This window comes from Nocardia sp. CA-290969, assembly GCF_050936135.1.
In the GTDB taxonomy this organism is placed as follows: domain Bacteria; phylum Actinomycetota; class Actinomycetes; order Mycobacteriales; family Mycobacteriaceae; genus Nocardia.
Genome location: NZ_JBNJNJ010000001.1, coordinates 1,181,098 through 1,197,898, shown reverse-complemented (window position 1 = coordinate 1,197,898; position 16,801 = coordinate 1,181,098). Strand labels below are relative to the sequence as shown.

Genomic DNA, 16,801 nt, shown 5'->3' with positions numbered 1-16,801 from the left:
GTACCGTGCTCACCCCGGTCGCCGCTGGGCAGCGGTATCGCGGTGCGGGCCGTGGATCCGCCGCCCGCATGCCATGGCTACCCGGCGGTGACCGCGCGCGAACGGCGCGCCACCACGCCCGGAGAGTGTGATCGGCCCGCTGCCGGGCAGAGATCTACCACCGGGAACGTGGCACGTCGAACTCGGCGCACAACGCGCGCCAGACCTCCCGCGGATCCACCCCGGCTTCGATGGCCGCGGCACCGGTCCGGCTACCCAACCCGGGGATGACGTGATCGTTCAGCAGAGTGTCGCCCCGCATCTCGCCGAACTCGGTGTGCAAGAGCTCCTGGAATTCCGTCAACCGCACGTGCCCGAAGATACCCTTCCCCGGCGCACCGGCATCCGCGGCTCAGCCCGCCCGGACACCGCCCGCGACCCGATGACAGATATCCACCGGATCCGCGACGGCACCGGCGTCCGCCGCCGCGGCGTGGGCCGCCGCGGCGAACCCCGGTTCGTCCAGGATCCGGCGTACCGCGGCGCGGATCGCCTCCGCGGACAAGGGGCGTACCAGCAGGGAACTCCCCTGCCGCAGCGCACGGTTGGCCAGCTCCCACTGATCTCCGCCACCCGGCACCGTGACCACGGGAACACCTGCGGACAAGGCCTTGGCCAGCAGTCCGTGACCGCCGCCGCCGATCACCACCGACGCCCGGGACAGCAGATCGTCCTGGCGTCCCAGCCCGGCCCGCGCCCAGGACGGGAGATCGGCGGGCGGCTCGTCCAGCATGGAGATCACCACCCGCACCCCGGCGCCGTCGAGCGCCGTCAGAACAGTATCGATCATCCCGGCCACACCGGTGTGCGCGGTGGACGGTGCGACCATCACCAGCGGTTCGTCCCCGGGCGGCGGTTCGAGAATCCGGTCGGTGGGCTCCCAGAACAGCGGTCCGACGAGATGCGCGTTCCCGGGCCAGTCCGGTCGCGGCACCTCGAGGGCGGGCAGGGTGGCGATCAGCCGGGCGGCCGGCCCGGGATCGGCGGCCGGTAATCCCACTCCGGTGCGTGCCAGTTCGCGCTGCCGGGTTCCGGTGCGCAGTGCGCGAGCGGTGAACATCCGCAGTACCGTGTCCCGCGCGCGACCCCGCAGGCCCGTCCCCGGCGCGAGACCACTACCGATGGGCGGCAGCCCTTTCGACGGGAGGTAGAGCGGATGCGGGGACAGCTCGACCCATGGCACCCGCAGCCGTTCGGCCGCCATCCCGCCGCCCGCGGTGAGCACATCGGAGACCACCAGTTCGGGCAGCATGGCGCTGAGCTCGGGCAGGATCTCGGTCGAGATATAGGCCGCCCGTTGATGAATCCGCGCACCCGCGTCGGCATCGTCGTCGTCCGGGCGCGGCGCCAGGCCCTTCAGCCGGCGCACTCCGATCCCGGCCTCCCGGGCGGCGTCGAACCACCGCGGACCGGTGAACAACACCGGCTCGTCACCCGCTTCCAGGAAACGCCGGCAGATCGCGATAGCGGGAAACGCATGACCCGGATCGGGACCGGCGACAACGGCTACTCGCATCCGCCCAGCCTGCCATGGTTCCCCATCCGAGACATGCTCGGGTTCGAGGTCTCCGGTACCCACGAACAACAACCGTATCCATCGAGGCACCCAGAGAATTTGTCCACGGCCGTCCCGCACGCGCCCAGCGGCGGCGCCGAGTTCAGCGAGGCCCTTGGAGGTTTTGGCCCGTCCCTGCGTTCCGTCCTCGAAGCGAGGCGGCGCAGCCGCGAGTCTCGAGGGCGGAACGCAGGGACCAAGGGGGGCTAAAACCCGCGCCGACGAAGTCGGCGCCAAAGATTCAGGCGCCAAAGATTCAGGCGCCAAAAAATCAGAAGGTGAACAGTTCGAAACCGACCGCGTGAGCGGCCGGGAACCCGGGAAGCGGGGCGGTCGTCATCGTCACCACGGCTCTGGCCTGTTCGGCCACCGGCCGGTCCGGATCGAGGACTTCGAGGTAGCGCCGGTGTTCGGCCAGCGACGCCTCGGCCGCGCCGACGGTGGCGGTGACGTCCACGGCGTGGGTGACCCCGCTGGGGACCGCGACGGCCGCCCAGCGGGCGGTCCACGGTGCGAGATCGGCGATTTCGGGGAAGATCCATTCGTTGCCCGCGTCGGATACCGCGTCCAGGCCCGCACGTCCCACCGCCCGGTGATCGGCGCTGTTGACGTGCCCGGGCGCCCAGGTCGGGCCGAAATGACCGAGAACCACCAGCTCCGGCCGATGCCGCCGGATCGCGGCCGCCAGATCACGGCGTAACTCCAGGCTCGGTTCGAGCCGGCCGTCGGGATAGCCGAGAAATTCGACCTCCCGCACGCCGACCACCGCCGCCGAGGCGTGTTCCTCGGCTTCGCGTAGCGGTCCCGACTCCGCCGGTGGTACACCGGCGATACCGGCCTCGCCCGAAGTCGCCAGAACATATCGGACGTCTTTACCCTGGCCGGTCCACCGGGCCACGGCCGCCGCGACCCCGTACTCGATATCGTCGGGGTGCGCGACGATCACCAGTGCGCGCTGCCAGTCCTCGGGAAGCGGGGGAATGGTCGTCATACGACCATCCTCGTTCATCCGCACCGCATCCGCGGCAGGCCGGCACACTCTGCCACGGGAAGGCCGGTCACACTTTGGTGGTGGAGTTGTCGTCCGAACCCGAGATCGCCTTGTAGAGCAGGTACAGCCCGAAAACCACGGCGCTGATCACCAGGATCGGGAACAGTCCCTTGACGAGCGCGCCGATCACCGCCAGGGCGATCCAGACGACGGCGACCACGCCGATGATCTTCCACAACATTTCTGCCTCCCAGCGGTTGCTCCTACTGTCGAGCATGGCAGTGCGGAGAGCGGAAATCACCAGGTGAGAGGCAATATAGGGGGAAGATCAGGGATGACCCTGAGCGGGGTTACGGACGTGTACGCCGCGCTGCCGGCGACGCGACGGGCTCGGTCCGGGGCATTCCGGCGGGCGCCGGCGGTAGCAGGCTCTCCGGGGCGCGGTCGGCGAGTTCGGTGAGCGCCTGGGCCCAGCCGTCCATCCGATCGGCGGCCCGGCGCAGATCGGCGACGATCCCGTCGAATTCGTAGCGCAGCGCGCCGGTTTCGTCCACGGCCAGCACACGGGTGGCCGCGGCCACCACCTGTTCGTATTCGGCGACACCGGTATCGAGCCGAGCCACGATCGACTGCACCGTTTCGGTCAGGCGGTGTACATCGGCGGGGTCACCGAGTTCGCCACCGCCGAGAGTACGCACGGCACCCTCCATGGTGGCGATATCGGCGGCGAGCGCAGTGAGCGCGGCGGCGCCGGAGGCCGCGGTGGCCACCAGATCGTCGAGTTCGTCGGCGGGCAGGCGGCGGGTGCGCGCGATCTGGCCGGCCACATCGTGCAGCAGGCGTTCGGCGCGGGCCAGCCGGGACATCGCGGGGCGGGCCGCGGAGCGGGCGGGCGGGAGTTTACGCGGGACGTAGCCGGCGAGCGGCAAGGGAGCACGCCGCAACTGCAGGTAGCGACGGGTACTCAGTGCCGCGCCGGTGACCAGCGCGACGGCCCCGCCGCCGAGTACGAGCACCACCCAGGCCGGTGCGGACAGAATGACCAGGCCGACCGCTCCGGCGGTGGTCAAACCGGAAGCGGTACCCAAACCGATACTGCGGCGCCGCGCCCGTCGCCGGCGGCGCAGTTCCCGTTCCCGGGGATCAGCCCAGCGCCGGACTGCGACGAGCGCGTTCTCGCCGGCCGACCGGAGCGAATCGGCGACGGAGACGACCTGGGGCTGGAGTTCCTGCCAGGTGCGGTCGACGTCCCGGGGCCCGGCGGGGAACCGGGGTCGATCAGACTTCATACGCTGTCCTCGCCGAACTCATGATCCGCTACTGCTGAGCGGTCTGGCCTTTGTTCATCTGCGGTTGGGGCTGGGCCGGTTCGGTGGCGGATTTGCCGGGGTCGATCGCGGCATTGGTGTTACCGGCGGGCAGGGCGTCACCGCGCATGGAGGCCCGGATCTGCTCGAGCCGGCTGTGGCCGGCCATCTGGATACTGGCCTGCTGGACCTCCAGCATCCGGCCCTGCACGGTGTTCTGGGCGAGCTCGGCGGAGCCGAGGGCGTTGGCGTAGCGGCGTTCGATCTTGTCCCGGACGGCGTCGAGGCTGGGAACGCTGCCCGGGGCGGACAGCGTGCTGTCCATCTGCTGCAGGGAGGCGCTGACCTGCTCCTGCATCTTGGCCTGTTCGAGCTGGCTGAGCAGTTTGGTGCGTTCGGCCACCTTCTGCTGCAGCAGCATCGCGTTCTGCTCGACCGCCTTCTTGGCCTGCGCGGCGGCCTGCAGCGACTGATCGTGCAGCACCTTGAGGTCTTCGACCGACTGTTCCGCGGTGACCAGCTGCGCGGCGAACGCCTCCGCGGCGTTGGTGTACTGGATGGCCTTCTCGGTATCGCCGGCGGCGGTGGCCTGATCGGCGAGGGAGACCGCCTGGCGGGCATTGGCGTTGAGCTTTTCGACCTCGTCGAGCTGCCGGTTGAGTTTCATCTCCAGCTGCCGCTGGTTCCCGATCACCGACGCGGCCTGTTGGGACAGGGCCTGGTGCTGGCGTTGCGCTTCTTCGATAGCCTGCTGAATCTGGACCTTCGGATCCGCGTGCTCCTCGATCTTGGAGTCGAAGAGGGCCATCAGATACTTCCAGGCCTTCGTGAACGGATTAGCCATCGGTTGATCCCGCCTCCATCTACTGTGCCGCCTGGGCGACTCGCCAGTGCGCGACCGTCACGCACTCCTGCAGTACCTATCCTCCACCATGCGGCGCCCGGTACCGGCCACCGGAAAGCGCCGCGTCTGCCCGCGGGCGGCCCGCGGACGCCTCCTACGAATCTATCCGTTCCGGTGCGCTACGCGCATTGTCACGATCGGGTATACCGCGGCTATCACCGGATCAGGCCGCTTCGACCAGAACCAGCGGGCCGTTCGTAGGTGCCGGGATGACGATCCGGGTGTCGCCGTCGACCTGCGGCCGGGCGGATCCGGCCGACATCGAGGCGCCGGCACCGGCCGGGGCGGATTCGGTGGCGACGGGTTCGGTAGCGGGCTCGACAGCGGCCGCTTCGGCCGGGGCCCCGGCGGGTGCCGCGCCCACCGGCAGTTCGCCGCCGGCGATGGTGGTACTCACATCCCACAGGACCCGGGCGAGCGGGACGTCGAGGGCGTCGCAGATGGCGGCCAGCAGTTCACTGGACGCTTCCTTACGACCCCGTTCCACCTCGGACAGATAGCCCAGGCTCACCCGCGCCGAGGTGGATACTTCGCGTAGGGTCCGGCTCTGGGCGAGGCGGGCACGCCGCAGACTGTCCCCGATCGCTTCTCGCAGCAGCGTCATCGAGTTCTCCTTCTCCCGGTAGGCTCGTCGCCTCATATGCCGCAGCCCACGGCACGCACGCGGTTCTCTCCTGGCACAACGTCGGAACCGGTCCGGTGGGTTCCCGGGCCGGATGCGGAATCGCTCACCGGGTAGGTGTGGCGCCCCGCACGCACCGCAGCAGCTCCTGTATCGCGGCGCGCGTCGCTGTGAACCTGATATTCCACCGGTCGCCGGTGAGTTTCAACCGCATCACCTCGGTATGCCCGGCCCCGGCGAGACCGAGATAGACGGTGCCGACCTCTATCCCGTTCTGCGGGTCCGGTCCGGCGACCCCCGTGAGCGCGATTCCCCAGTCGGCGCCGCACCTGGTGCGGGCGCCGACCGCCAGCTGTTCGGCGGTGCTCGCGGCCACCGGACCTTCGGCGGCCAGCACGTGTTCGTCCACGCCGGCGAGCCGGTGTTTGAGATCGGTCGCGTACACCACCAGCCCGCCGCGCAATACGGCGCTGGCGCCGGGCACCCCGGCGAGGGTCGCGGCGACCAATCCCGCGGTCAGCGATTCGGCCGTGGCGACGGTACGGCCACTGTCCCGCAGCGCCGCGATCAGCTCCGCGGCGGCGGTTTCGCCGGTCAACGGGTCGGCCGTGGTCATCGGCGGCTGCGGTGGGGTCCGGCCAGCCAGAGCCGCGCGGCCTGGCCGACGTAGTCCAATCCGGTCACCACTGTCAGCAGCAACGCGATCCACATCAGCACCATTCCCGCGGTCGCGAAGCCGCCCGACAGCGGCAGCAGCAGCACGCCGATGGCCAGCGACTGGACCAGGGTTTTGAGTTTCCCGCCGCGACCGGCCGGGATCACCCCACGCCGCACCACCGCCAGCCGAAGCAGCGTGATCCCGATTTCGCGGGCACAGATGACGGCGGTCATCCACCACGGCAGATCGCCCAGGATCGACAGCCCGATCAGGGCGGACCCGATCAGCGCCTTGTCGGCGATGGGGTCGGCCAGTTTCCCGAAATCGGTGACGAGACCGTATTTGCGGGCCAGCTGCCCGTCGAACCGGTCGGTGATGGCGGCGAGCGCGAACAGCACGGTCGCGGTGACCCGCCAGCCGGTCTCGTGGCCACCGCCGGCGAACAGCGCCAGCACGAACAACGGCACCAGTGCGATCCGGGCCATCGTGAGGATATTGGCGATATTCAGCAGCGGGACCGCCGATTCGGCGGGCGCCGGAGCCGGCCCGCCGCGCACCGGTGCAGCCCCGGGCCGTGGTCCCAGCTCCATCTCCTCGGGGTGCACGCTCATAGCCGCCTCTGCGCGCACGCGCTCGTCGGGCACTGCGCGCACGCGCTCCACAGACACTGTGCGGAAGCGCTCGGCAGGCACTGCGCGGACCCCGGGCGACGGCCCCGCGCCGCGACGCCGGGACAGGCGCGCGGAGTCGAGCGGGCGGGCGGGGTCTGCGGCACACAATCAGACTATCGGTACCCCCGCCGACTACTGTGCACCCCATGACCTCACGGGGACCCCTGGGCAGCGCGACCGGCGACGCGCCCGGTACGCAAACCGCCTCCGTGCGGGTGCGCCGCGCCCGCACCTCCGATGTCCCGGCGATCAAGGGGCTCGTCGATGTGTACGCGGGCCGCATCCTGCTGGAGAAGAACCTCGTCAACCTGTACGAATCCGTGCAGGAGTTCTGGGTCGCCGAACTCGGTGACCGCGTGGTGGGCTGCGGTGCGCTGCATGTGCTGTGGGCCGATCTCGGCGAGGTGCGCACGGTGGCGGTGCTGCCGGAGGTCAAGGGGCACGGTGTGGGCAAACTCATCGTCGAACAGCTCATCGAGGTGGCCCGGGAGCTGGAGCTGAGCCGGTTGTTCGTGCTGACGTTCGAGGTCGAGTTCTTCGCCCGGCACGGTTTCGCCGAGATCGACGGCACTCCGGTGACCGCGGAGGTCTACGCGGAAATGTGCCGCTCCTACGACACCGGTGTGGCGGAATTCCTGGATCTGAGCTATGTGAAACCGAACACGCTCGGCAATACCCGGATGCTGCGCACCCTCTGAGCGGTACCGCGGGGAACCACCACCGGGCCCTTCGAGGGTGGCGGGCTGTATGCGAGGCGTCCGCCGGTGGGCGGGCCGGTGGCGGGAACAGCGGATGCCGGCGCGCGACACGCGACGGGAGGCGCGCGCATTAGAGTCGTGCCGTGCCGATATTCGCCGTCCACTACACCTATTCCGATGCCACGATCGCCGATCGTGACACCCATCGCCCCCGCCACCGAGCCTGGCTCGCCGACCAGGTCGCGGCGCAGACGCTGCTCAGCAGTGGGCCGTACCCGGACGGTTCCGGCGCACTACTGCTGTTCCGGGCGGCGGATGCCGGAACCCTCGCCGAATTGCTGGCCCAGGACCCGTTCGCCCAGGAAAAACTGATCGATCAGGTGCGGGCCGTCGAATGGCAACCCGTACTCGGCGTTTTCGCCGAGTGAACAACCGCGCCGCGCCGGCCGGCCGATCCGGGGCCGGGATCCCGTTGCCCGGCTGGACACCCGGCCGGCTGCCCACGCAGCTGTGGGCAGCACCGGGAATGCGCGACCGGCCGGCGCGCCTCGGGGCTACTCCTTCGGTTCCGGAGCCGATTCCGGCCGGGCGCGACCCCGGGTGCGCAGCAGGCTGGCCACCGTCGCCACGACCAGGATTCCGAGGATCACCGACAGCGACAGCGCCGTGGAGATCTCCGGCACGCTCACATGCTCGCCGCCGTTGATGAACGGCAGGTTGTTCTCGTGCAGCGCGTGCAGGACGAGTTTCACGCCGATGAAGGCCAGGATGGCCGACAGCCCGTAGGACAGGTACACCAGCCGGTCGAGCAGGCCGCCGATGAGGAAGTACAGCTGACGCAGCCCCATCAGCGCGAAGGCATTGGCGGTGAAGACGATATAGGGCTGTTCGGTGAGGCCGTAGATGGCCGGGATGGAGTCGAGCGCGAACAGCAGATCGGCGAAGCCGATGGCCAGCAGCGCCAGCAGCATCGGGGTGACCACCCGCTTGCCGTCGATCCGGGTGATCAGTTTGTCGCCGTCGTAGGTTTCGGTGGTCGGCACCAGCCGTTTGGTCAGCGCGACGATGCGACTGTCGCGTTTCTGTTCCTCCTCGACCTCGTGCCCGCTCTCCTTGAGCAGTTTGATCGCGGTGTAGACCAGGAAAAACCCGAAGAGATAGAAGACCCAGCTGAACGCACTGATCGCCGCGGCGCCGACGGCGATGAAGATACCGCGCATCACCAATGCGACCACGATGCCGATCAGCAGGACTTTCTGCTGATAGATCCGCGGCACCGCGAAGGTGGACATGATGATCAGGAAGACGAACAGGTTGTCGACCGAAAGGGCTTTCTCGGTGACGAAACCGGCGTAGTACTCGCCGGCGTAGGTGCCGCCCCATTTCCAGGCGATGACCCCGCCGAAGGCGAGTGCAAGGCCGATGTACACCGCCGACCAGAAACCGGATTCCCGGAAGGTCGGTTCGTGCGGGGTGCGGACATGGGCGAAGAAGTCGAAAACGAACAGGCCGAGGATCACCGCGATGGTGATCCCCCAGACGAGAGCGGTTACCTGCATACGGTGATCCGTTCAGCGGTGCGAGTCATGAACCCAATCATGCCCGATATGCCCGATTCGGTCGTGTTGCGGGGTGGTTGCCGGTGATCTTCTCACACCATGCGCCGGCGGGAGCCGGTCACTCGTCCCCGGATTCCGCGGTGTCGTCCCCGCCGCCGCGGATCGAGAAGAGCAGCCCGTCCAGCTCATCCGGCTTCACGAGCACATCCCGTGCCTTGGACCCCTCACTCGGCCCCACCACGCCCCGGGTCTCCATCAGATCCATCAACCGCCCGGCCTTGGCGAACCCGACCCGCAGTTTGCGCTGCAACATCGAGGTGGACCCGAACTGCGAGGTGACCACCAGCTCCACGGCCTGCAGAAAGACATCGAGATCCTCGCCGATATCCGGGTCGACATCCTTCTTCTCCCCCGCCTTGGCCGCGGTGACACCCTCGGTGTATTCGGGTTCGGCCTGATTCTTGGTGAACTCGACGACCGCGTGGATTTCCTCGTCACTGATGAAGGCGCCCTGTAGCCGGGTCGGTTTCCCCGCGCCCATCGGCAGGAACAGGCCGTCGCCCATACCGATGAGCTTCTCGGCGCCGGGCTGATCCAGGATGACCCGCGAATCGGTGAGCGAGGAGGTGGCGAAGGCCAGCCGGGAAGGCACATTCGTCTTGATGAGGCCGGTCACCACGTCGACCGACGGCCGCTGGGTCGCCAGGACCAGGTGGATACCGGCGGCGCGGGCCTTCTGCGTGATCCGCACGATGGCGTCCTCGACATCCCGCGGGGCGGTCATCATGAGATCGGCGAGCTCGTCGACGATCGCCAGAATGTACGGATACGGCCGGTAGACGCGTTCGCTGCCCAGCGGAGTGGTGATGGCGCCGGATTTCACCTTCCGGTTGAAATCGTCGATATGGCGGACCTTGCTGGCCTGCATGTCCTGATACCGCTGCTCCATCTCCTCCACCAGCCAGGCCAGTGCCGCGGCGGCCTTCTTCGGCTGGGTGATGATGGGGGTGATCAGATGCGGGATGCCCTCGTACGGGGTCAGTTCCACCATCTTGGGGTCGATCAGGATCATCCGGACCTCGTCCGGGGTGGCCCGCTGCAGCAACGAGACCAGCATCGAGTTGACGAAACTCGATTTACCGGAACCGGTGGAACCGGCCACCAGCAGATGCGGCATCTTCGCGAGATTCGCGGCGAGGAATTCGCCCTCGATGTTCTTGCCCAGGCCGATCACCAGCGGATGGTGATCGTTGCGGGTGGACGGCGCCTTCAGCACATCGGCCAGCCGCACCAGTTCCCGGTCGGCATTGGGCACTTCGATACCGACCGCGGACTTCCCGGGGATCGGCGCGAGCAGGCGCACGTTCTCGGTGGCCACGGCGTAGGCGATATTGCGGGTCAGCGCGGTGATTTTCTCGACCTTCACGCCCGGCCCGAGTTCCACCTCGTACCGGGTGACCGTGGGCCCGCGAACGAATCCGGTGACGGCCGCGTCGATCTTGAACTGCACCAGCACCTCGGTGATCGCCTCGATCATCGACTCGTTGGCAGCGCTGCGCCGGCGCGGCGGATCACCGTCGACCAGCAGATTCATCGGCGGCAGCAGATAATCGCCTTCGGCCACCCGCTCGGAGACGAATTCCGGTTCCGGCGGTGGCGGCGGCGTCTGGTCGACCGGTGCCGCGGCGGCCGGTTTACGTTTCGCCCGCGCGGCCGGTTTCTCGTCCCCGGCGGCGATGGGTTTCGCATCGCGCAACGGCGGCTCGCCGGCACCGCCCGGGTCCGGCAGCGGGCCGGTGAATTCCTCGGCCGGGTAGCTCTCCGACGGTGTGCGTCCACGGCGCCGCGACCGGCTCGGCGAAACGATGGGTTCGTAGTCGTCGACCGGGTCGAAGCCATCGCGGTAATCGGCCTCCGGGCCGGGCGCACCGAAGAACTCGCGTAACCGCTGCGGCGCCTCCCGCACCGTCGTGCCGGTGACCAGCAGCACCCCGAACACCATGGCCAGCAGCAGAATCGGTACCGAGAGCCAGGCCGTGAGCCCGTCGGTGACCGGCCCGCCGATGACGAAGCCGACGAAACCCGCGGCTTCGGCTCGGCCCGCCGCGTCGGCCGGGCCGCCGTCGGCGATATGCCACAGCCCGAGGAACGGCAGGCCGATCAGCAACCCGCCCAGCACCAGCCGCGGCCGGATATCCGGTCGCGGTTCGGTGCGCATGAGTACGACGGCGATACCGGAGGCCACGAACGGCAGCACCGCCGACGCGGTACCGGTAACGGCGCGGATGATGCCTTCCACCCAATGCCCGATGGGGCCGCCGGCGGAGAGCCAGACCGCGGCGGCGATCACCGCGCTGAGCGCGATCAGGCCGAGGGCGGCCCCGTCCCGGCGATGTCCGTGTTCGATCTCCCCCGCCCGGCTGATCGCGCGGGTGGCGGCGCCGACACCGCGGGCCGCCATCGTCCAGCCGCCGCCGACCAGCCGGCCGAATACGGCCAGCGGCGCGGTGTCCGAACGCCGGGGCGGCGCGGGGCGGCGCGTGGTGCGCCGGGCGCGCGGGGCGGGCGCCTTGCGCGCGGCGCCCTGCTGCGTGGTCTTGGGTGCCGGGCCCTGAGCCCGTGCCGCGCCGTTCGATCGACGCGTGCCCGAACGAGAACGGGCCGCGGTGGTCCGCCCCCGAGCCGATCCCGCCCGCGCACCCGGTGTGGTTGTGCCGCGGGACTTACCTGCCATGGGCTCAGGCTAGCCGCAACAACCCCATCGGGACCATCCGCAACACTGGCACCGAGGTCCGGGCGCGCGGCGAATATCGCGTCCCCGCCGCTCGCGGGCCCGTCCCGAAGGCGATTCCACCGCCCGGACGGACCCGGGCGGCGGGGTGTGCGTATGTCAGATCGAGCGATCGAGTTCGAGCACCTGCCGCACCGCCTCGGGCTCCCCGGACGTATCGATCCGGACCTGATCCCGGCCGAACGCGTGCAGCAGCAGTTCGGCGGGTGTACCGGTCAGAGTGACCACCGGACCCGTCCCGTCCACCACCCGCACCCGTTCACCCGCCGGGGTCGACAGTTCCACCGGTACCGGCGATTTCCGGTAGGCCATCTTGCCCATCCGCCGCAGCACCGACCACAGTCGCTGCTGGTCCTCGACGGGCAGTTCACGCGGTTCCCAGCCGGGCCGCGCGCGCCGGACATCCTCGTGGTGGACGAACATTTCACCGAGATTGGCGAACGCGTCCACCGGCCGCAGCGGCGACCACCACGGCGGGCCGGTCCGCACCAGCTCCAGTAGTTCCCCGAACGGCTTCTGTGCCGCCTTGTCCTGCCGGCGCTGCAGATAACCGGCGAAGGGGCGCAGCATGATCCCGGGCGCGGCGTCGGGCCGGCGTTCCCGGACCACCAGATGGGCAGCGAGGTCGCGCACGGTCCACTCACCGCATAGGGTAGGCGCGTCCGGCCCGGTCTCGTTCATCGTTTCGACCAATGCACGGCGTTCACGCTGAGCCAAGTTCACACGATGAATTTAGCCGAGACCCAGCCATCGGGGAGGGGATGCGATCCGAACCGGTTGCTACGCAGCAGAGATGCTCTGTACTTTGTCATTCGGTCCATAGGGTCGTGGACCGATACACACAGAATGGGAACACCTTTGAAGAAGTTTCTCACCGTCGCCGCCGTTCTGGTGGCGACCATCGGTTCGATGTTCGCCGCTTCGGTGGCACCGGCGCACGCGCAGTACAACAGCTACTACGGCGCCATCGCAGTCTCGCTGTCCACCGGTAACTACGGGTGGTCCTACGACTACGACAGCTACTCCGAAGCCGAGCAGGCCGCCGAGGATCGGTGCGGTGCCGCCGATTGTGTCGCCAAGATCTCCTGGCGCAACGGCTGCGGTGCGCTGGCGGTGTCGGACAACTGGCTGAGCTACGGTTCCGGTTCCACCCGGTCCGCGGCGCGATCCGAGGCGCTGGCCAACAACCCGGGTAACGCCTACATCGAGCACTGGAACTGCACTTCCGGCTACGACCTGTGAGTTCGTACCGACCACTTTTTCCGGCCGGCGCCGAATTCGCCGACATACTCTCGTAGGGGAAACAGAACTGTGAAAATTCGTCCATTCCGGGTCGTGGCCGCCATAACGATGGCCGCCGCCGCCCTCACCTTCACCGCGTGCTCGTCCACCGAGGAGTCCTCGACCGACGCGGCGGCCACCACCACCGAAGCCGCCGCCGAGTTCGAAACGGGTAAGACCCAGGGCGAGCGCGAGGAAGGGAAGGCGCCGACCACCACACCGGCACCGAACCTGCCCAAGCCGACGGTCGAGGAACTCAACGACAAGCTCACCCGGGCGCTCGACGGTGCGGTGAGTGAAGAAGAGAAGCTCGGCTTCATCGAGGATGCCGAACAGGATCCGCAGCTGGTCGACAAGCTGGTCGAGGCGGCCAAGAAGAACGAAGTAACGGTAAAGATCACCAATGTCGGCGAGCCCGCCGAGGGCAAGGTGAAGGCCGACGCCGAGGTCACCATCGCCGGCAGCCCGGTGGAGAACGCCTCGGTCGATTTCGTGGCCGAGGGCGACCAGTGGAAGATCGCGCACGATTTCGCGTGCAATATCGTGAAGTCCGCGGACCTCGATTCGGCAGCCTGCCAGCCGGAAGCCTGATCACCAGACCGGACCGGACACCGGTGAAAACCGCCGCGGGCCTCGCGCCCCGCGGCGGTTTTCTGTTTCCGGCCCCGGAATCTCGAGGGTGTCAGACCCCGAGCACGGTGGGCACGATCATCGGCCGGCGCCGGTAGGTATCGGCGACCCAGCGGCCCACGATCCGCCGGACGGCCTGGGCGATGCGATGGGTATCGGTGACGCCCTCCCCGGCCAGCCGCAGCAGTTCGGCTTCCACCAGTTCGGCGGCCTCGGCCAGCGCGGTGGGGTCGTCGGAGAAACCGCGACCGCTCACCTCGGGCGTGCTCACCGCTTTACCGGTGGTCGCGTCGACGGCGACGGTGATGGCGATGAAACCACCCTCACCGAGCACCAGCCGGTCCGACAGGGTGGATTCGCCGACATCGCCGACCGACAGGCCGTCGACATAGACATGCCCCACCGGAACCCGGCCGACGATGGAGGCGATCCCGTCTACCAGGTCCACCACCACACCGTCCTCGGCCAGCACCACCCGTTCCTCGGGGACACCCGTGGCGACCGCGAGCGCGGCGTTGGCGCGCAGATGCCGCCATTCCCCGTGCACCGGCATGGCGTTGGTCGGCCGCACCGCGTTGTACAGGTACAGCAGTTCCCCGGCCGAAGCATGCCCGGAGACATGCACTTTCGCGTTCTGCTGGGTGATCACCGTGGCACCGAGCCGGGCCAGGCCGTTGACGACCGTGAACACCGAATTCTCATTGCCCGGGATCAGCGAGGAGGCCAGTACGACCAGATCGTCGGGCCGGATATGGATCTGGCGGTGCTCGCCACGCGCCATCCGCGACAGCGCCGACAGCGGTTCGCCCTGGGAACCGGTGGAGATGAGCACCAGTTTGTCCGGTGGCAGCGTGGCGGCCTGGTCGAGATCGACCACCACCCCGTCCGGCACCGTGAGATAGCCGAGATCCTGCGCAATCTGCATATTGCGCACCATCGACCGGCCGACGAAACAGATCCGGCGGCCGTACTTCTGGGCCACGTCCACGACCTGCTGGATCCGGTGCACATGGCTGGCGAAGGATGCCACGATCACCCGGTTGCGCGCCTTGCCGATCACCGTGTCGAGCACCCCGCCGATCTCCCGCTCGGGGGTCACGAATCCGGGCACTTCGGCATTGGTCGAGTCGACCAGGAAAAGGTCCACCCCCTCGTCGCCGAGGCGGGAGAAACCGGCGAGATCGGTGAGCCGGCCGTCGAGCGGCAGCTGGTCGAGTTTGATATCGCCGGTGTGCAGAACCGTTCCGGCGGGGGTGCGGATGGCCACCGCGAGGGCATCGGGAATGGAATGGTTCACCGCGAAGTACTCGCAGTCGAACGGCCCGTGCTCGGTGCGCTCCCCCTCGGTGACCTCGACCAGCCGCGGATGCAGCCGGTGCTCCCGGCATTTCGCGGCGACCAGGGCCAGGGTGAACTTCGACCCCACCACCGGGATATCCGGCCGTAGGCGCAGCAGGAACGGCACCGCACCGATATGGTCCTCGTGGCCGTGGGTCAGCACCACCGCCGCCACATCGGCCATCCGGTCCTCGATCGGCCGGAAGTCGGGCAGGATGAGATCGACACCGGGCTGCTGATCTTCGGGGAACAGCACACCGCAGTCGACGATCAGCAGTTTGCCGCCGTATTCGAACACCGTCATATTGCGGCCGATTTCACCGATACCGCCGAGCGCGAACACCCGCAGACCCGCGCGGGGCAGCTTCGGCGGCAACGACAGACGATCCTGCGCGGCGGTCTCCGGGGGTACCGCCGGCACGGAACGGGCGGAATCGCCGCGGCCGCGCCCGGATTGGCGGCCTTTGCCCCGGCGCGGCCGGTCCCGTGACGAGCGGGACTCCGGCGCCGTTTCCGGCCGGACCGCCGTGGTTTCCGGTTCGGTAGCCACGGGCTCCGGTTCCGGGGCACGCACGATCCCGGGTTCCTGTTCGGCCGCAGCCGCCGGGGATTCCGCAGGCTGCGGGGTGGGAGCGGGTTCGGGCTGCGGGGCCGGCGTCGGCTCGGCAGGACCGGCATCCCGCCGCGCGGTGCGGCGGGGACGGCGTGCGGCGGGTTCGGTCATTCGAGCACCCCGGCCGCCCGCAGATCCGCGGCCAGATCCTCGAGTTGTTCGGGGCTGGGCATGATCTGCGGCAAGCGCGGTTCGCCCACATCCACACCGAGCAACCGGAGACCACCTTTCGTCATCGCCACCCCGCCGAGGCGGGCCATGGCAGCGTTGAGCCACAGCAGGCTCGTGTTGATATCTCGCGCGCGCACCACATCACCGGCGGTGAACGCGTCCACCATCTCCCGCAGCCGCTCCGGAACCAGATGGCCGATCACGCTGATGAAGCCGACAGCGCCCATCGCCAGCCACGGCAGATTCAACATATCGTCGCCGGAGTAGAAGGCGAGATCGGTTTCGGCGATCAGCGCGGCACCGGCGTTCAGATCGCCCTTGGCGTCCTTGACCGCGACGATCCGCGGATGTTCGGCGAGCCGGCGGATCGTATCCGAGGCGATCGGCACCACCGATCTGGGCGGAATGTCGTAGAGGGTCACCGGCAGATCGGTGGCGTCCGCGACGGCGGTGAAATGCGCGAACAGGCCCTCCTGGGTCGGCCGCGAGTAGTAGGGAGTCACCACGAGCAGGCCGTGGGCGCCCGCACGCTGGGCGTTGCGGGCGAGTTCGATCGAATGCGCGGTGTCGTAGGTGCCCGCGCCGGCGATCACGGTGGCCCGGTTGCCCACCGCGTCCACCACCGCACGCAGCAGATCCGCCTTCTCCGATTCCGTGGTGGTCGGCGATTCGCCGGTGGTACCGGAAATCGCGAGCAGGTCGACACCCCGGTCGACCAGACGGTGCGCAAGGGCGACGCCGGTGTCTATGTCGAGCTTGCCCTCGGCGCTGAAGGGGGTCACCATCGCGACACCGACCGTGCCGGACGCGCTCAACACCGGAGGCGTCGATTCACCGTTCGTCATGGTCAGAAAGGCTACCCGGTCACCGTGCCACCCTCGACACCCTCGTCTGTGTTCTGGGCCGCCGGACCCGGTGATGACATCAGCGGCGCATCGCTGCGGCGCCAACCGCACCCTTGTATGACATCAGG

Annotated in this window: 18 protein-coding genes; 4 read left to right on the top strand and 14 right to left on the bottom strand. The window is 68.7% G+C overall.

Annotation, left to right across the window (positions count from 1 at the left end; translation table 11 throughout):
• Positions 1 to 154: 154 nt before the first annotated feature.
• The 9 genes from ACQEVO_RS05690 to pgsA form a co-directional block, all read right to left on the bottom strand.
• The gene (locus ACQEVO_RS05690; RefSeq protein WP_432909522.1) at positions 155 to 349 is read right to left on the bottom strand and encodes a DUF3046 domain-containing protein; all 195 of its coding nucleotides are present in this window, start codon (positions 347 to 349) and stop codon (positions 155 to 157) included.
• A gap of 42 nt (positions 350 to 391) precedes the next feature.
• Positions 392 to 1,555, bottom strand: coding sequence for a glycosyltransferase (locus ACQEVO_RS05685; RefSeq protein WP_432909520.1), 1,164 nt, complete (start codon positions 1,553 to 1,555; stop codon positions 392 to 394).
• A gap of 310 nt (positions 1,556 to 1,865) precedes the next feature.
• The gene (locus ACQEVO_RS05680; protein WP_432922370.1) at positions 1,866 to 2,576 is read right to left on the bottom strand and encodes a PIG-L deacetylase family protein; all 711 of its coding nucleotides are present in this window, start codon (positions 2,574 to 2,576) and stop codon (positions 1,866 to 1,868) included.
• 76 nt (positions 2,577 to 2,652) lie between these two features.
• Complete coding sequence (locus tag ACQEVO_RS05675) at positions 2,653 to 2,886, bottom strand: hypothetical protein (protein ID WP_432923382.1); 234 nt, start codon at positions 2,884 to 2,886, stop codon at positions 2,653 to 2,655.
• A 49-nt stretch (positions 2,887 to 2,935) separates the two neighbouring features.
• Positions 2,936 to 3,874: a phage shock envelope stress response protein PspM gene (gene pspM, locus ACQEVO_RS05670; RefSeq protein WP_432909518.1), complete on the bottom strand. Its 939-nt coding sequence runs from the start codon at positions 3,872 to 3,874 to the stop codon at positions 2,936 to 2,938.
• Between the two features lie 28 nt (positions 3,875 to 3,902).
• Positions 3,903 to 4,736 carry a phage shock protein PspA gene (gene pspA / locus ACQEVO_RS05665; RefSeq protein ID WP_432909516.1) on the bottom strand — a complete coding sequence of 278 codons (834 nt, stop codon included), beginning with the start codon at positions 4,734 to 4,736 and terminating at the stop codon, positions 3,903 to 3,905.
• Between the two features lie 223 nt (positions 4,737 to 4,959).
• On the bottom strand, positions 4,960 to 5,400 hold the full coding sequence (locus ACQEVO_RS05660) for a helix-turn-helix domain-containing protein (RefSeq protein ID WP_432909514.1): 441 nt from the start codon (positions 5,398 to 5,400) through the stop codon (positions 4,960 to 4,962).
• Between the two features lie 124 nt (positions 5,401 to 5,524).
• Entirely contained in the window at positions 5,525 to 6,034 is a 510-nt protein-coding gene (locus tag ACQEVO_RS05655; RefSeq protein ID WP_432909512.1) for a CinA family protein, read from the bottom strand.
• Positions 6,031 to 6,687: a CDP-diacylglycerol--glycerol-3-phosphate 3-phosphatidyltransferase gene (gene pgsA, locus ACQEVO_RS05650; RefSeq protein ID WP_432909510.1), complete on the bottom strand. Its 657-nt coding sequence runs from the start codon at positions 6,685 to 6,687 to the stop codon at positions 6,031 to 6,033. Before pgsA ends, ACQEVO_RS05655 begins: the two co-directional genes overlap by 4 nt.
• 206 nt (positions 6,688 to 6,893) lie before the next feature.
• Between pgsA and ACQEVO_RS05645 the strand changes: the two genes are divergently transcribed.
• Together ACQEVO_RS05645 and ACQEVO_RS05640 are read left to right on the top strand one after the other, a co-directional pair.
• A complete protein-coding gene (locus ACQEVO_RS05645) occupies positions 6,894 to 7,445 on the top strand; it encodes an amino-acid N-acetyltransferase (RefSeq protein ID WP_432909509.1) in 552 nt (183 codons plus the stop codon).
• A gap of 143 nt (positions 7,446 to 7,588) precedes the next feature.
• The gene (locus ACQEVO_RS05640) at positions 7,589 to 7,873 is read left to right on the top strand and encodes a YciI family protein (protein WP_432909508.1); all 285 of its coding nucleotides are present in this window, start codon (positions 7,589 to 7,591) and stop codon (positions 7,871 to 7,873) included.
• 126 nt (positions 7,874 to 7,999) lie between these two features.
• Here ACQEVO_RS05640 and ACQEVO_RS05635 read toward each other — a convergent pair whose 3' ends face one another.
• From ACQEVO_RS05635 to ACQEVO_RS05625, 3 genes are all read right to left on the bottom strand, one after another.
• On the bottom strand, positions 8,000 to 9,004 hold the full coding sequence (locus ACQEVO_RS05635) for a TerC family protein (protein ID WP_432909506.1): 1,005 nt from the start codon (positions 9,002 to 9,004) through the stop codon (positions 8,000 to 8,002).
• A gap of 118 nt (positions 9,005 to 9,122) precedes the next feature.
• On the bottom strand, positions 9,123 to 11,738 hold the full coding sequence (locus ACQEVO_RS05630) for a DNA translocase FtsK (RefSeq protein ID WP_432909504.1): 2,616 nt from the start codon (positions 11,736 to 11,738) through the stop codon (positions 9,123 to 9,125).
• Positions 11,739 to 11,894: 156 nt separating this feature from the next.
• On the bottom strand, positions 11,895 to 12,518 hold the full coding sequence (locus ACQEVO_RS05625) for a TIGR03085 family metal-binding protein (RefSeq protein WP_432909503.1): 624 nt from the start codon (positions 12,516 to 12,518) through the stop codon (positions 11,895 to 11,897).
• 123 nt (positions 12,519 to 12,641) lie between these two features.
• On the opposite strand from ACQEVO_RS05625, the gene ACQEVO_RS05620 reads away from it, so the two are divergent.
• Together ACQEVO_RS05620 and ACQEVO_RS05615 are read left to right on the top strand one after the other, a co-directional pair.
• The gene (locus ACQEVO_RS05620; RefSeq protein ID WP_432909501.1) at positions 12,642 to 13,037 is read left to right on the top strand and encodes a DUF4189 domain-containing protein; all 396 of its coding nucleotides are present in this window, start codon (positions 12,642 to 12,644) and stop codon (positions 13,035 to 13,037) included.
• Between the two features lie 69 nt (positions 13,038 to 13,106).
• Positions 13,107 to 13,667 carry a hypothetical protein gene (locus tag ACQEVO_RS05615; RefSeq protein WP_432909499.1) on the top strand — a complete coding sequence of 187 codons (561 nt, stop codon included), beginning with the start codon at positions 13,107 to 13,109 and terminating at the stop codon, positions 13,665 to 13,667.
• A gap of 91 nt (positions 13,668 to 13,758) precedes the next feature.
• Here ACQEVO_RS05615 and ACQEVO_RS05610 read toward each other — a convergent pair whose 3' ends face one another.
• Positions 13,759 to 15,768, bottom strand: coding sequence for an RNase J family beta-CASP ribonuclease (locus ACQEVO_RS05610; protein WP_432909497.1), 2,010 nt, complete (start codon positions 15,766 to 15,768; stop codon positions 13,759 to 13,761).
• Positions 15,765 to 16,673 carry a 4-hydroxy-tetrahydrodipicolinate synthase gene (gene dapA / locus ACQEVO_RS05605; protein WP_280398517.1) on the bottom strand — a complete coding sequence of 303 codons (909 nt, stop codon included), beginning with the start codon at positions 16,671 to 16,673 and terminating at the stop codon, positions 15,765 to 15,767. Before dapA ends, ACQEVO_RS05610 begins: the two co-directional genes overlap by 4 nt.
• Between the last annotated feature and the right edge of the window lie 128 nt (positions 16,674 to 16,801).